This is a genomic window from Pannonibacter sp. SL95 (assembly GCF_026672425.1).
Classification (GTDB): Bacteria; Pseudomonadota; Alphaproteobacteria; order Rhizobiales; family Stappiaceae; genus Pannonibacter.
This window is the reverse complement of sequence record NZ_JAPPRC010000004.1, coordinates 566,594-580,212: the sequence shown is the minus strand read 5'-3', so window position 1 is coordinate 580,212 and position 13,619 is coordinate 566,594. Positions and strand designations below refer to the sequence as shown.

General features: G+C 63.3%; 15 protein-coding genes. 7 read left to right on the top strand and 8 right to left on the bottom strand.

Annotation, left to right across the window (positions count from 1 at the left end):
* Positions 1-8: 8 nt before the first annotated feature.
* On the bottom strand, positions 9-386 hold the full coding sequence (locus OVA12_RS13235; protein ID WP_268138034.1) for an MAPEG family protein: 378 nt from the start codon (positions 384-386) through the stop codon (positions 9-11).
* 117 nt (positions 387-503) lie between these two features.
* On the opposite strand from OVA12_RS13235, the gene OVA12_RS13230 reads away from it, so the two are divergent.
* The 7 genes from OVA12_RS13230 (at position 504) to OVA12_RS13200 (ending at position 5,077) form a co-directional block, all read left to right on the top strand.
* Positions 504-959, top strand: a complete 456-nt coding sequence (locus OVA12_RS13230; protein WP_268138032.1) for a methyltransferase family protein — start codon at positions 504-506, stop codon at positions 957-959.
* 118 nt (positions 960-1,077) lie between these two features.
* Positions 1,078-1,491: an HIT domain-containing protein gene (locus OVA12_RS13225; protein WP_268138030.1), complete on the top strand. Its 414-nt coding sequence runs from the start codon at positions 1,078-1,080 to the stop codon at positions 1,489-1,491.
* A 22-nt stretch (positions 1,492-1,513) separates the two neighbouring features.
* Positions 1,514-2,461 (top strand): NAD(+) diphosphatase, encoded by a 948-nt coding sequence (nudC, locus tag OVA12_RS13220; protein WP_268138028.1) that lies wholly within the window; start codon positions 1,514-1,516, stop codon positions 2,459-2,461.
* Complete coding sequence (locus OVA12_RS13215; RefSeq protein ID WP_268138026.1) at positions 2,458-3,036, top strand: histidine phosphatase family protein; 579 nt, start codon at positions 2,458-2,460, stop codon at positions 3,034-3,036. Before nudC ends, OVA12_RS13215 begins: the two co-directional genes overlap by 4 nt.
* Before the next feature lie 235 nt (positions 3,037-3,271).
* Positions 3,272-4,477 (top strand): lytic murein transglycosylase, encoded by a 1,206-nt coding sequence (locus tag OVA12_RS13210; RefSeq protein ID WP_268138024.1) that lies wholly within the window; start codon positions 3,272-3,274, stop codon positions 4,475-4,477.
* 43 nt (positions 4,478-4,520) lie between these two features.
* Positions 4,521-4,760 carry a type II toxin-antitoxin system ParD family antitoxin gene (locus OVA12_RS13205; protein ID WP_268138022.1) on the top strand — a complete coding sequence of 80 codons (240 nt, stop codon included), beginning with the start codon at positions 4,521-4,523 and terminating at the stop codon, positions 4,758-4,760.
* Positions 4,760-5,077 carry a type II toxin-antitoxin system RelE/ParE family toxin gene (locus OVA12_RS13200; protein ID WP_268138019.1) on the top strand — a complete coding sequence of 106 codons (318 nt, stop codon included), beginning with the start codon at positions 4,760-4,762 and terminating at the stop codon, positions 5,075-5,077. The genes OVA12_RS13205 and OVA12_RS13200 overlap by 1 nt, the downstream gene beginning before the upstream one ends.
* 2 nt (positions 5,078-5,079) lie before the next feature.
* Here OVA12_RS13200 and OVA12_RS13195 read toward each other — a convergent pair whose 3' ends face one another.
* From OVA12_RS13195 to OVA12_RS13165, 7 genes are read right to left on the bottom strand one after another with little or no spacing between them, the layout of a single operon-like run.
* Entirely contained in the window at positions 5,080-6,711 is a 1,632-nt protein-coding gene (locus OVA12_RS13195; protein WP_268138017.1) for an ABC transporter ATP-binding protein, read from the bottom strand.
* Positions 6,708-7,181, bottom strand: a complete 474-nt coding sequence (locus OVA12_RS13190) for a type II toxin-antitoxin system VapC family toxin (RefSeq protein WP_268138015.1) — start codon at positions 7,179-7,181, stop codon at positions 6,708-6,710. Before OVA12_RS13190 ends, OVA12_RS13195 begins: the two co-directional genes overlap by 4 nt.
* Positions 7,181-7,417: a hypothetical protein gene (locus OVA12_RS13185; RefSeq protein ID WP_268138013.1), complete on the bottom strand. Its 237-nt coding sequence runs from the start codon at positions 7,415-7,417 to the stop codon at positions 7,181-7,183. The genes OVA12_RS13190 and OVA12_RS13185 overlap by 1 nt, the downstream gene beginning before the upstream one ends.
* Positions 7,418-7,449: 32 nt before the next feature.
* Positions 7,450-8,625, bottom strand: coding sequence for an ABC transporter permease (locus OVA12_RS13180; protein WP_268138011.1), 1,176 nt, complete (start codon positions 8,623-8,625; stop codon positions 7,450-7,452).
* A 2-nt stretch (positions 8,626-8,627) separates the two neighbouring features.
* Positions 8,628-9,740: a microcin C ABC transporter permease YejB gene (locus OVA12_RS13175; RefSeq protein ID WP_268138009.1), complete on the bottom strand. Its 1,113-nt coding sequence runs from the start codon at positions 9,738-9,740 to the stop codon at positions 8,628-8,630.
* Between the two features lie 54 nt (positions 9,741-9,794).
* The gene (locus tag OVA12_RS13170; protein ID WP_268138007.1) at positions 9,795-11,669 is read right to left on the bottom strand and encodes an extracellular solute-binding protein; all 1,875 of its coding nucleotides are present in this window, start codon (positions 11,667-11,669) and stop codon (positions 9,795-9,797) included.
* The gene (locus OVA12_RS13165; RefSeq protein WP_268138005.1) at positions 11,666-13,540 is read right to left on the bottom strand and encodes an extracellular solute-binding protein; all 1,875 of its coding nucleotides are present in this window, start codon (positions 13,538-13,540) and stop codon (positions 11,666-11,668) included. Before OVA12_RS13165 ends, OVA12_RS13170 begins: the two co-directional genes overlap by 4 nt.
* Positions 13,541-13,619 lie beyond the last annotated feature (79 nt).

Below are 13,619 nucleotides of genomic sequence, written 5' to 3'. Positions count from 1 at the left end.
GCTGCCCGTCAGCTCCAGAGCGGGCTGGTGAAGATCGCGACCGAGGACGCGGTCGCCACCATCCAGGACAGGGAACGCGGGCTGGCCCGGTCTGTCCAGTAGCAGACGGTGTAGATGATCCGCATCAGCACAAACAGCCCGGCGAGCTGATCGATCCAGACCGGATCGCCGCCCTGCCACAGCCCGACCACCACCGCCACGGCGAACAGCGGGAAAGCCTCGAACCCGTTCGCCTGCGCCCACTGGGCGCGGGCGCGGAATCCTTCGGCGAAATAGGCCGGATCGCGCGGACGGGCATTGTCGAAGTCCTTCGACATCTTGGCAGGCAGAACGGCCAGCATGGGCAGGAAGGCGGCAACGAGAACGCACCAGAGGGCAATCGGCAAGGGAACGGCTCCTGAAAGGGGATCCGCAGATGCGGATCAAGTCGTGTCCCGCTATGTTGGTCAGGATGTGCCGCACGTCAATGAAAGACGCCCATGCAAGAGCCACAGTCGAACGGGATGTCCCGACCCATCGTTCCCCCGCCGGTTCAGGCTCTGGGATGGGCAGTCATCATGTGGCTGGCGGCTTGGCTCTGGCCGGAGCCGACGGTCAGATTTCCGGGCCAGACCGTTCTGGCCGGCCTTTTGGCAGCGAGCGGGCTGGCCATCGATCTCGTTTCGGTCGCCCGCTTCTTTCGCCAGCGCACCACCATCAACCCCTTGAAGCCCGAGGCCGCCAGTCACCTGGTCGTCTCCGGCCTTTACCGCTACACCCGCAATCCGATGTATCTCGGCATGCTGCTGGTGCTGATCGGCTGGGCTGTCTGGCTCGGGCATCCGCTCGCCCTGTTCGGTCCGCTGCTGTTCAAGATCGTCCTCACCCGGCTGCAGATCTTGCCCGAAGAAGCCGCGCTCGAGGCTCGCTTCGGACAGGAGTACCGCGACTACAAGGCCCGGGTCCGGCGCTGGCTTTGAGGCTTGGCAAGCCTTGAAGACCTCGTGACATTTCGTAGCCTTTTGTGAAGCCGGCCTTGCTCGCCAACCCCGGCCATGCCGTGTAGTGTCGCGTCATTCTCACCGCTTCGGACCCATCATGATCCGCTTTGACCTCAATCCCCGCCTCGAAGGCGACAGCCTGCCGGTGGCGGATCTGCCGCTGTGTGCCGTCCGCCTGATGAAGGATGCCAACTATCCCTGGCTGCTGCTCATCCCGCGCCAGAGCGATCTCGTCGAGATCACCGACCTCAGCGCACCTGACCGTCTGCGCCTGATGGAAGAAATCGCGGCGGCGGCAGAGGCGCTGAAGACCATCACGGGCTGCGACAAGATCAATGTCGGCGCGCTCGGCAACATGGTGCCGCAGTTGCACGTGCACGTCATCGCGCGCTTCCGCACCGATGCGGCCTGGCCCAGTCCGGTCTGGGGCGCAGCACCCGCCGGCACCTACGATCCGGTCGAGCTTGAGGCCCTGATCGATCGCCTGCGCAAACACTTGCCCACCGCCTGAACCAGTCTTGAGGGAGAGAGTCATGGCACAGGATGCCTATGCCCTGGCGACCCAGCCAGGCGGCATGAGTTTCATCGTCAACCCGCTGGATCGCTGCGCCGAACGGCGCGGTGACAGCGACTGGCTCGCCCGCCTTATGGCGCAGCCGGATGCCCGCTTCGTTGTTGCCACAGCCGGCAAGCTGGTGCTGCGCACCGGGGTGGCCGGCATGCGCCACACGCTGGCGCAGGCGCAGGCCCTGGGTCAGGACGGGGCGGAAACAGCGTTCCTCGGGCTGGAGCCAACCGGCGCGCCGCTGTTCGCCTGCACGTCCACCCTGACCGAGGACGACCTCGAAATCCGCGACGGTCTCGAGGTCGTCGACCTGCGCAGCCTCGCCTTGCGCCGTGACCTTGCCGAAGCCGATATCGGCGCCCTCGCGCAGGCCCGCGCCCTTGCCCACTGGCACCTCAGCCATCGTTTCTGTTCGCGCTGCGGTGCCAAAACCCAGATGGCGGAGGCCGGCTACCGGCGCGACTGCCCCTCCTGCCAGGCGCAGCATTTTCCGCGCACGGACCCTGTCGTGATCATGCTGATCACCCACGGGGACAAGGTTCTTCTGGGCAGACCGCCAAGGCTGGCCGAAGGCGTCTACACCACGCTGGCCGGCTTCATGGAACCGGGCGAGACCGTTGAAGACGCCGTGCGCCGCGAAACCTATGAGGAATCGCGCATCCGCGTCGGGGCCGTGGACATCGTCCTCAACCAGCCGTGGCCCTTCCCGGCCAACCTGATGCTCGGCTGCCGCGGCGTGGCCGTCAGCACCGATATCGAGATCGGCCAGGACGAGCTGGAAGCCTGCCACTGGTACAGCCGCGCCGAGGTCGAGACCATGCTTGCCGGCACCCATCCGGACGGACATCGCATCCCGCCAGGCATCTCCATTGCCCACCACCTGATCCTCGGCTGGCTCAAGGAAACGGCGGCATGAGCTATTGCGTCTACCTGACCCATCCGGAAGTGAAGATCGACCCGGCAGTGCCCGTCCCTGACTGGGGCCTGTCCGACATCGGCTGCGAACGGGCAAGCCGCGCGCCGCATCTCGACTGGGCCAGCGGCATCCGGCACGTCGTCTCCAGCGCCGAACGCAAGGCCATCGAGACCGCGGAGATTTTCGCCAGGGCCTTTGATCTCGACGTCGCCATTGTCGAGGCCAGCCACGAGAACGACCGGTCGGCCACCGGCTTCCTGCCTCCACCGGAGTTCCAGGAGGTCGCCAACGCCTTCTTTGCCGCGCCGCAGGAGAGTATCCGCGGCTGGGAACGGGCGATCGACGCACAGACGCGGATCGTCAACGCGGTGCGCGGCACACTGGCTCATCTTCCGGCAGGCGAGCCTGTCCTGTTCTGCGGGCATGGCGGCGTCGGCACGCTGCTCAAGTGCCACCTGCTCGGCGTTCCCATCGCCCGCCTGCACGATCAGTCCTCGGGCGGCAACTGGTACGTCTTCGACCCCGCCGACCTCGACCGCCAAGCCGCAACATCCCTCGGCTGGACCGCTCTTTGAAGTAGGCGCCGTCGACTCACAGCGTCATGTTTGTTCCGTAGCCGATTGGGAACTCCGCCTACCCCTCGTCATGCCATGGCTCGACCATGGCATCCATGCCGTTTCCTTCACGCCACGCGACTGGGTTTGCCGCGCAAGAACCCTGATTGAAGGCTTGTGTGAACCGGTTGGCCAGCTCTGGCCAAATCAGTCAGCACAGGCGACGATGCCTCAGTCGTTCCAGTCCGGATTTTCCATGCGCGCCCTCACCATTGCCTCTGCCCTGCTGCTCGCCGCCCTCATTGGTACGATCCCGGCCCATGCTGCCTACGAGGCCGAGTTTGCCGCCTTCCTCAAGCAGAAGGTGATCCCGGCCGCCCGAGCTGCCGGCGTTCCTGATGCCGTCCTGACGCGCGAGCTTGCCACGCTGAAGCCGAACGCCGAGCTGCCCGGCCTTGGACGGCCGGACAAGCCGGAAGCCCCGGCAAAGGTGGATTTCCAGGCCGAGTTCCGGGCCCCCGCTGCCTACTTCAAGGAGAGCCAGTTCGTTGCCCTTGCTGGCCCCGGGCGTGCGCTGGCGCAGAAGCATGCCGGAACGCTGAAGGCCATCGAGGCGCGCTACGGCGTCCCGGGCCGCATCCTGCTGGCGATCTGGGCGCGGGAAAGCGGCTATGGCGCGGCGAAGATCCCGCATGACGGGCTCCAGACGGTCGCCACCCGTGCCTTCATGGGCGAGAAGCGGGATTTCTTTCTGGCCGAGACCGTCGCTGCCCTGAAGATCCTTGCCGATGGCCACATCACCCGCGCCGAGCTGAAAAGCTCCTGGGGCGGCGCAATGGGGCAGCCGCAATTCCTGCCCTCGTCTTTCCTCGCCTATGCGGTCGATTTCGATGGCGACGGCCGCCGCGACATTTGGCGCTCAGCCCCCGATACGCTCGCCTCGATTGCCAATTACCTGAAGCAGAAGGGCTGGGTCGCTGGGCGCGACTGGGGCTACGAGATTTCCCTGCCAGCGAGCGTCTCCTGCAGCCGCGAAGGTCCGGATCAGCGCCAGGCGATTTCCGCCTTTCTGCGCGAAGGCGTCACCCGGGCGAGCGGCAAGGCCTTCCCCGACCGGGAACTGGACCGTGAGGCCAACATCCTGTTGCCCGCCGGCCGTCACGGCCCGGCCTTCCTGGCGACCGAAAATTTCTATGTCCTCAAGGCCTACAACGAGAGCGACGTCTACGCGCTCTTCGTCGGGCACCTGGCCGACCGCTACACCTCCGACGCCGGCTTTGTCGCCCCCTGGAAGCCAACCCCGCATGCCTCGCGCGGCGACGTCCGCGACCTGCAGCTGAAAATGCAGAAGGCCGGCTACGACGTTGGCAAACCGGATGGCTTGATCGGCTTCAAGACCCGCCGTTCGCTCGGCCTGATGCAGGAGAAGTCCGGCCGCCCGGCGACCTGCTGGCTGGAGTGAGGCCGGGTGGCTGTGATAGTGTGTTTGCGCAGAGGAGATCCCCATGCGTGTCACAGTCACGTCCCGGCTCGACGCCTATGTGAAGAAGCAACTTGAGTCTGGCGAGTATGCTTCGGCGGATGCTCTCGTTGAGGACGCGTTGCGCTTGCATGCTGCCCTTCAAGCGCAATCACAGTCCCTACGCCAGGATATCGAGGCTGGCATCCGCTCTCTGGATGCGGGAGATGGCAAGCAACTGTCAGCTGCGTCCGTCAAGGCAGCGGTACACAGACGCCGGCTTTGATGCTTGATGTCATCTTCTCCGCTGAGGCGAGCGGCGACCTCGAAGACGCCTATAGCTACGGCTTCGATAAGTTCGGGGACCACCAATCAGATGCATATCTTGGGCGTCTTTTCCAAGCAGTAGAGCAACTGGCAGCACAGCCGCACCTTGGGCGAGCACGTCCCGAACTATCCGTTGGCGTAAGATCATTCGTGGTCCAGCGTCACGTCATCTACTACCGTCAGCGGGGCCAGTCTCTTCAGATCATTCGTGTGCTGCACGGAAGCCGCGACGTACTCCTGCTCCTGAAAGACCCGCAACAGACCGGCTTTGGTTGATCTCACTCGTTCACCGCCCCCACGTCCGCAGTCTCCAGATGGAGTGCGGCCGCCATCAGTGCACGGGTGTAGTCGGTCTTCGGGGCCTGGAACACATCCTGGGCACGGCCCGATTCCACCACCTTGCCATGGCGCATGACGATGACGTCATTGGCCAGCGCGCGCACCACCTTCAGGTCATGCGAGATGAAGAGATAGGCAAGGCCGCGCTTCTTCTGCAGCTCGCGCAGAAGCTCCACCACCTGCGCCTGCACGCTCATGTCGAGCGCCGAAGTGGGCTCGTCCAGCATGACGAACTTCGGCTCGAGCACCAGCGCGCGGGCAATCGAGATGCGCTGACGCTGGCCGCCGGAGAACTCATGCGGATAGCGGAAGCGGGTTGAGGGATCGAGACCGACCTCGACCAGCGCCGCAGCCACCCGTGCGTCCCGCTCGTCCGCCGACAGGCGCGGGTGATGCACGGCAAGCCCCTCGCCGACGATGTCCGAGACGGACATGCGCGGGCTGAGCGCGCCGAAGGGGTCCTGAAACACGATCTGCATGTCCCGCCGGAGCGGGCGCATGTCCTTCCACGAGAACTTCGAGATCTCGTTGCCGTTGAAGGCAATCTGGCCGGTTGAGGAAATCATTCGCAGGATCGCGAGACCCAGCGTCGTCTTGCCCGAGCCGCTTTCGCCGACGATGCCGAGCGTCTGCCCCTCGCGCAAGGTGAGATCGATGCCGTCAACCGCCTTGATATGGCTGACCGTACGCCGCATCAGCCCGCGCTTGACCGGGAACCAGACTCGCAGGTCCTTCGTCTCGACGACAACCGGGCGCGTCAGGTCTTCGGCTGGCGGCTGCCCCTTTGGCTCGGCCGCCAGCAGATGCTGCGTGTAGGGATGCTGCGGCCGGCTGAAAACCTCTTCCACCGGTCCAGCCTCGACGACCCGGCCCTTGGTCATGACGCAGACCTTGTCGGCGATCTTGCGCACGATGCCGAGGTCATGGGTGATGAACAGCATCGCCATGCCACGCGCCTGCTGCAGATCCTTCAGAAGCTTCAGGATCTGGGCCTGCACGGTCACGTCCAGCGCCGTTGTCGGTTCGTCGGCGATCAGCAGGTCAGGCTCGTTGGCCAGGGCCATGGCGATCATCACACGCTGGCGCTGACCGCCCGACAGCTGGTGCGGATAGGACCCGAGCCGGGTTTCCGGATCGCGGATACCGACCTGTGTCAGCAGTTCGATGACCCGCGTGCGCGCGGCTGTCTCGCCCATGCCCCGGTGCACGCGCAGGATCTCGGCAATCTGCTTTTCCACCGTGTGCAGCGGATTGAGCGAGGTCATCGGCTCCTGGAAGATCATGGAAATGTCGTTGCCGCGCAGCTTGCGCATCGCGTCCTCGTCCGCGCCGACCAGCTCCCGGTCCTTGAAGTGGATCGTGCCGCCCGGATGCGAGGCAACCGGATAGGGCAGCAGCTTCAGGATCGACAGCGCCGTCACCGACTTGCCGGACCCGCTTTCCCCCACGACTGCCAGCGTCTCGCCAGGCCGGATGTCGAAGCTCACCCGGTCAACAGCCAGGCTGGTCTGCCCGTTCTGGGTGAAGGCAACGCTGAGGTCCTTGACGGACAGGAGGGGCGTCTCGGTCATGCGTCAGGCACCTGGGGCTGGAGAAGGGCGTAGGTTGCCTCATCGAGGCCGATCTTCTGGATGGGGGCCGGCGGATTGATCCGCTGGTCAAGAGAAACGAAATGCGTCGCGCCGGAGTCAATGGCAGCCGCTAGATGCAGACGATCTGGAAGCCGAACCTTTGCCGACTGCGTCGCACTTAGGTCTGCCGAGATGAACATGTGCTCTCTGGAAACAGGGCACAGGGCAATCGCGCGCTGATTGATCAACACCTCTTCATAAATTGCCCGCAGGAGGCTTCGTTCAGACCCGGATAGCTCTTTGGCACGAAACGACAGGACCTCGGCAATGGTGAGTTCGCTCGTCACTGCCCGGACGGTGCCATTCACGGCACTGCGGATGACGGCGCGCGCGCATTGCGCGAGGCTGTCGTGCTCAGTCCCTTCAATAGCGCTGATGAACACCATGGTGTCGAGGTAAAGCAGATGCATCAACCTCCCCATGCGTCCCTGTCATGGTCCAGCAAGGTTGCAAGATCGCCAGATGACATCCGCAAGCGGTCCGGCGTGCGCTTGAACACTTCGTCCAGAGGAGAGGCCTGACCCACTGCAGCCGCAGGACTGTCCGTCTCGACCGTCACCTGAACCTTCACCCCAGCAGGCAATCCTCCCCTGAGATCCTCCGGCAATTTCTCGACCGGATACCCAGATTTGACGATCCTGTTCATCGGTCAATCTCCTTCCTGCCCGTCCCACCCTATCACACAAAGCTCTTGCGCGGATCGAAGGCGTCGCGGACGGCTTCGCCAATGAAGATCAGCAGGCTCAGCATGGTGGAGACAACGAGGAAGCCTGTGATGGCAATCCACGGCGCCTGCAGGTTGTTCTTGCCCTGGGCCAGCAGTTCGCCCAGCGACGCGGAGCCCGGCGGCAGGCCGAAGCCGAGGAAGTCCAGCGCCGTGAGAGTCGAGATCGAGCCGTTGAGGATGAACGGCATGAAGGTCAGCGTCGCCACCATGGCGTTCGGCAAAAGGTGCCGCCACATGATGACGCCGTTCGACACGCCCAGCGCCCGCGCGGCGGCGATGTATTCAAAGTTTCGCCCGCGCAGGAACTCGGCCCGCACGACGCCAACCAGCGCCACCCACGAGAAGGCAAGCAGGATCCAGAACAGCGTCCAGAAGCCGGGCACCAGAACCGAGGAAATGATCAGGATCAGGTAAAGCGTCGGAATCGCCGACCAGATCTCGATGAAGCGCTGGAAACCAAGATCGATCCAGCCGCCGTAGAACCCCTGCACGGCGCCGGCCGCAATGCCGATCACCGAGGAGGCAAGCGTCAGCGCCAGCCCGAACAGCACCGAGATGCGGAAGCCGTAGATCAGCCGGGCGAGGATGTCGCGGCCCTGGTCATCTGTCCCCAGCCAGTTCCAGTTGCCGATGGTGCAGTTGGGATCTGCAGAGCCAAGCGGATAGCGGGCGCAGCGCTTGTCCTTGTCCATCATCCACGACGGCGGTGCAGGTGCAGGCACCGGGATGTCCTTGTTGACCGAGCGGTAGGAATAGCGCACCGGCGGCCACAGCATCCAGCCATTGGCGTTGATCTCGTCCTGGATATACGGGTCGCGGTAGTCGGTCACCGCCAGGAAGCCGCCGAACCTTTCCTCCGGATAGTCGATCAGCACAGGGGCCAGCAGGTCGCCCTTGTAGGAGACCAGGATCGGCCGGTCATTGGTCAGCAGCTCGGCGCACATGGCGAGCGCAAACAGCGCGAGAAAGATCCACAGCGACCAGTATCCCCGCCGGTTGGCGGTAAAATTCGCGATCCGGCGCCGGTTGAGCGGCGACAGGCCACGCCGGCGGGGCGGGGGCACCGTTTCTGCGGGCAACGGGGTGATGGTTTCGAAGCCTGCCTTTTCGAGATCCGGGGATGTCATGGTCAGACCTCCCGGCTTTCGAAGTCGATGCGCGGATCGATCCAGGTGTACATCAGATCCGAGAACAGGTTCACCAGCAGCCCCATGAGCGAGAAGATGTAGAGCGTCGCGAAGACCACGGCATAGTCGCGGTTGATCACGGACTCAAAACCGAGCAGGCCGAGCCCATCCAGTGAGAAGATCGTTTCGATCAGCAGCGCCCCGGCAAAGAACGCGGAAATGAACGCGCCCGGAAAACCGGCCACGACAATCAGCATGGCGTTGCGGAACACGTGGCCATAAAGAACTTGGCTTTCGCTCAGGCCCTTGGCCCTAGCAGTCACCACATATTGCTTGCGGATTTCCTCGAGGAACGAATTTTTCGTCAGCAATGTCGTGGTGGCAAAGCCGGACAGCGCCATGGCGACCAGCGGCAGCGTCATGTGCCAGAAGTAGTCGATGATCTTCTCCGGCCAGGACAGCTGCGCCCAGTTGTCCGAGGTCAGCCCGCGCAGCGGGAACCAGTCGAGGAACGAGCCACCGGCGAAGAGCACGATCAACAGGACGGCAAACAGGAACCCAGGGATCGCGTAGGCGACAATGATCACGCCCGAGGTCCAGACGTCGAAGGAACTTCCCTCCTTCACCGCCTTGCGGATGCCGAGCGGGATCGAGATCATGTAGGAAATCAGCGTCATCCAGAGCCCGAGCGAAATCGACACGGGCATTTTTTCAAGGATGAGATCAACGATGCCGATGTCACGGAAATAGCTGTTGCCGAAATCGAAGCGGGCATAGTTCCACAGCATCGTCAGGAAGCGTTCCAGCGGCGGCTTGTCAAAGCCGAACTGGGCCTCAAGCTGCTTGATGAATTCCGGGTCCAGTCCCTGCGCTCCGCGATATTTCGTCGACAGGCTGTCCCCTGCCGTCGGCTGGCTTTGTCCGGCGCTGCCGCCAAAGTCATTGCCACCACCGCTGATGCGCGACGTGGCGGAGACGTCGTTGCCCTGCAACTGCGCGATCACGCGCTCGACGGGACCACCCGGTGCGAACTGGATGATGATGAAGTTGATGGCCATGATCCCGACCAGCGTCGGGATCATCAGCAGCAGGCGTCGGAGAATGTAAGCGCCCATCGGTTTGGTCTTGTCCTTCTCGCGCGCGGCGTGATCGGCTCCCGCAGGACCCGGTCAGCCCGCCATGCCGATCTTCGCGGCCTTGTCCTTGTCGAACCACCAGGTGGTTTCGACCGGGAAATCATAGAACGGCGGTTTCTCCGGATAGCCGAAGACATCCCACAAGGCCACCGAGTGATAGGGCTTGTTCCACTGGGGGATCCAGTAATGGCCGGCCCGCAGCACCCGGTCCATCGCCCGCGCGGCGGTGTACATGTCCTCGCGCGTCTTGGCCGCAAGCGCCGTCTCCAGAAGCGCGTCAACAACCGGATCCTTGATCCCGGCCAGATTGTAGCTGCCGGGCGTGTCCGCGGCCTTGCTGCCCCAGATATCGCGGGAATCATCCGTCAGCGTTGCAGACAGCGAATAGCGCCGGGCAATCACTTCGAAGTCATAGTCGTTTTCCCGCGCCTGATACTGCGCCGGATCGACGATCCGTGTGGTCGCCTCGATGCCAAGGCGCTTCAGATTGGCGATGAAGGGCTGCACCACCCGGTCGAAGGCAATCGAATCATCAAGGAATTCGAAGGTGAAGGGTTTGCCGTCGAGCCCGAGCAGCACGCCGTCCTTGCGGGTCAGCCCAGCCTCGGCCAGCAACTGCGCGGCCTGCCGCAGCAGGCTGCGGTCATTGCCAGATCCATCCGACACCGGCGCCAGGGCAGGTTCGCCGAAAACCTCGGCCGGCAAGCGGTCGCGGTAGGGCTCCAGCAGGGCCAGTTCGGCAGCATCAGGCAGGCCTTTTGCCATCATGCCGGAGTTCTGGAAGAACGACTGGGTGCGGCTGTACATGCTGTAGAACAGGTTCTGGTTCGACCATTCGAAGTCGAACGCAAAGCCAAGGGCACGGCGGACACGCGGGTCGGCGAATTTCGGCAGCCGGGTATTGAAGAACCAGCCCTGCGCACCGCTCGGCCGGTTGTCCTCGAACTCCTTCTTCAGCACCTTGCCATCGGTCACCGCCGGGAAATTGTATTCCGTGTTCCAGGTCTTGGACGAGAACTCTTCCTGATAGGTCAGCAAACCCTTCTTGAAGGCCTCGAAGGTCACCTGCCGTTCCCGGAAAAACTCGACGCGAATGATGTCGAAGTTGTTCTGACCGGCGGCCACCGGCAGGTCCTTGGCCCACCAGTCGGCAACCCTGTGGAACTCGACAAACCGGCCCACCTCATGCGCGCCCACCTTGTAGGGGCCGGAGGACAGCGGCGGCGTCAGCGTCGACTGGGTGAAGTCGTAGGCGCTGTAGTAGCGCTTGGAAAAGATCGGCAGGCCGGCGACGATCAGCGGCAGCTGCCGCGTCTGCTTGCCCGAGAAAACAACCTCGACCCGCGCGTCATCGAGCGCCTTGGCCTCGGTGAACTCCTGGATGGACTGGCTGATCTGCGGATGACCGGACGCCTTCAGCAGGTTTAAGGAAAACGCGACATCTTCGGCCGTCAGCTTCGAACCATCATGGAACCTCGCTTCCGGGCGCAGATGGAAGATGTAGCTGTTGCCGTCGGCAGAAATCTCGACGCCGGAGGCAACCAGACCGTAGATGGCATCCGGCTCGTCCAGCGCCCGCACCATCAGCGTGTCGAAACACATTTCCATGCGCGGCGGGGCGTCCCCCTTCAGCACGAAGGTGTTGAACGTGTTGAAGGTCTGGGCATTCTGGTTGAACACCCAGCTCGGCGCGGAAAAGGCGAACTTGCCGCCCTTGGGTGCGTCCTTGCGCACATAGTCAAAGGCCTCGAAGCCCGGGGCATATTTCAGCTCGCCGAAAACCGACAGGCCATGCTTCAACGCCGGTTGCGCCTCGGCAAGGCTGCCGAGCGGCAGCGTCATGCTGGCGGCGGCAGCGGCCGAGAGCTTCAGGACGGTGCGGCGCGAAAGGCTGGTTGCATCGGTCATTTGGCTGCTCCCGTCTTGGCCGCCAGCGCTGCGTCGTACCACCAGATGGTGGGGAAGCCGAAGGTGAATTCCGGCATGGTCTTGGGGTGGCCGAAGCGGTTCCAGCGGGCCGTGCGATCCACGTCGGAATAGAACTGCGGCACCACGTAGTGGTTCCACAGCAGCACCCGGTCGAGCGCCTTGGTTGCCGCCAGCAGTTCCTCGCGATCCTTGGCAAACACGACCCGGTCAATCAGCTTGTCGATCGCCGGGTTCTTGATGCCGGCGTAATTGCGCGACTGCTCCCGGTCCGCCGCTTCAGAGCCCCAGAAGTCCCGCTGCTCGTTGCCCGGAGACAGTGACTGCCCCCAGACCAGCGTTGCCATGTCAAAGTCGCGCGCGTTGATCCGGTTGATGTATTGCGGCTGGTCGACAATGCGCAGGATCGTCTTGATGCCGATGCTTTCCAGGTTCTTGGAATAGGGCAACAGATTCCGCTCGGCGCTCTTGTCGAAATAGAGCATCTCGATGGTGAGCTGTTCGCCGGTCCTGGCGTTGATGAGCCGGCCGCCATCCTGCTTGTAGCCGGCAGCCGTCAACAGCTTCACAGCCTCCCGCAGGTTGTTGCGTACATTTTGCGGGTTTCCACCCACCGGATTCTTGTATTCCTTGGTAAAGACCTCTTCCGGGACCTCCCCCCTCAGGCTTTCGAGAATTTCGAGTTCCTTGCCCTGCGGCAGGCCGGTTGCACCAAGGTCCGTACCGGCGAAGTAGGAGCCGATCCTCTTGTGCAGATTGGCCGAAACGATTTCGTTCGTCGTTTCAAAATCGTAGGCGTAGTTGAGCGCCTGGCGCACGCGCGGGTCCTGGAACTTTTCCCGGCGCAGGTTCGGCACATAGGCCTGCATCCGGCCAGTCCCCTTGTCGATGAACTCCTCCTTCACGACGCGGCCATCGCGGACAGCCGGGAAGTCATAGGCCTTGGCCCACTGGCTGGCGCTCAACTCCTGGCGGAAGTCATACTGGTCACCCTTGAAGGCCTCCAGCTCGACGGCCTGATCCAGGAACACCGAGTATCGGATCTCATCGAAGTTGTTGGTGCCGACACGGATCGGCAGATCATTACCCCAGTAGTCCTTCACCCGTTCGTAGATCATGTCACGATTGGCGACGAAGGATTTGATCTTGTAGGGACCCGAGCCCAGTGGCGGCTCAAGCGTGCCATGGGCAATATTGCGCTTCTCGCCCTTGTCGTTCGTTCCCTCCCACCAATGCTGCGGCAGCACCAGCACCTGGCTGACGATATGCGGCAGCTCCCGGTTGCCCTTGGTGTCGAACTCGAAGCGGACAATGCCGCCGGGCAGTTCCTCCGCCTTGACGACGTTCTTGTAGTAGAATTTCTGCGGCGGGCTGAGTTCGATGGCCTTCTGGAACGACCAGACCACATCGGCTGCGGTGATCGGCTTGCCATCGTGCCAGCGCGCCTTCGGATTGATCCGGTACTCGACCCAGGAGTAATCGTCCGGATAGCGCATCGCATCGGCGATGACGCCATAGGAGGCGCTGATGTCCGCCTCGTCCAGCGCCGTTTCCATCAGGTTGTCGTAGATCAGCCCAAGGCCCGGTGCCGGATTGCCCTTCGGCAGGATCGGGTTGAACGTATCGAAGCCGCCTGTGTCGGACAGCCGCGCGATACCGCCCTTTGGGGCTTCGGGATTGACGTAGTCGAAGTGCTTGGCGTCCGGTCCGTATTTCGGCGTTCCCGACAGCGCGGTCGCGTGGTGCCATGCCGGTTCGGATGCCTGCGCCCTCGCCGGGAAGGTCGGAGCCAGGAAAAGACCGGCGACGAGGACGAGAGCGGCTGCCCTGTAAGCCTTCGAGGCTGCTGTCATCAAGTGTCTCCCGATAGAGCGGTGAAACCGGCGAATGATTCCGGTGCCTTGCAGACAAGTGTAAGTGTCTGCTGGCCGC

Bases quoted from the DNA above. Each gene is read 5' to 3' on its own strand.
- OVA12_RS13215 (WP_268138026.1), top strand. From the start codon at position 2,458: ATGAGCTATTGCGTCTACCTGACCCATCCGGAAGTGAAGATCGACCCG.
- OVA12_RS13200 (WP_268138019.1), top strand. From the start codon at position 4,760: ATGCTTGATGTCATCTTCTCCGCTGAGGCGAGCGGCGACCTCGAAGAC.
- OVA12_RS13230 (WP_268138032.1), top strand. From the start codon at position 504: ATGTCCCGACCCATCGTTCCCCCGCCGGTTCAGGCTCTGGGATGGGCA.
- OVA12_RS13170 (WP_268138007.1), bottom strand. From the start codon at position 11,669: ATGACCGATGCAACCAGCCTTTCGCGCCGCACCGTCCTGAAGCTCTCG.
- OVA12_RS13210 (WP_268138024.1), top strand. From the start codon at position 3,272: ATGCGCGCCCTCACCATTGCCTCTGCCCTGCTGCTCGCCGCCCTCATT.
- OVA12_RS13180 (WP_268138011.1), bottom strand. From the start codon at position 8,625: ATGACATCCCCGGATCTCGAAAAGGCAGGCTTCGAAACCATCACCCCG.
- OVA12_RS13225 (WP_268138030.1), top strand. From the start codon at position 1,078: ATGATCCGCTTTGACCTCAATCCCCGCCTCGAAGGCGACAGCCTGCCG.
- OVA12_RS13190 (WP_268138015.1), bottom strand. From the start codon at position 7,181: ATGCATCTGCTTTACCTCGACACCATGGTGTTCATCAGCGCTATTGAA.
- OVA12_RS13185 (WP_268138013.1), bottom strand. From the start codon at position 7,417: ATGAACAGGATCGTCAAATCTGGGTATCCGGTCGAGAAATTGCCGGAG.
- OVA12_RS13165 (WP_268138005.1), bottom strand. From the start codon at position 13,540: ATGACAGCAGCCTCGAAGGCTTACAGGGCAGCCGCTCTCGTCCTCGTC.
- OVA12_RS13205 (WP_268138022.1), top strand. From the start codon at position 4,521: ATGCGTGTCACAGTCACGTCCCGGCTCGACGCCTATGTGAAGAAGCAA.
- OVA12_RS13195 (WP_268138017.1), bottom strand. From the start codon at position 6,711: ATGACCGAGACGCCCCTCCTGTCCGTCAAGGACCTCAGCGTTGCCTTC.
- OVA12_RS13175 (WP_268138009.1), bottom strand. From the start codon at position 9,740: ATGGGCGCTTACATTCTCCGACGCCTGCTGCTGATGATCCCGACGCTG.
- nudC (WP_268138028.1), top strand. From the start codon at position 1,514: ATGGCACAGGATGCCTATGCCCTGGCGACCCAGCCAGGCGGCATGAGT.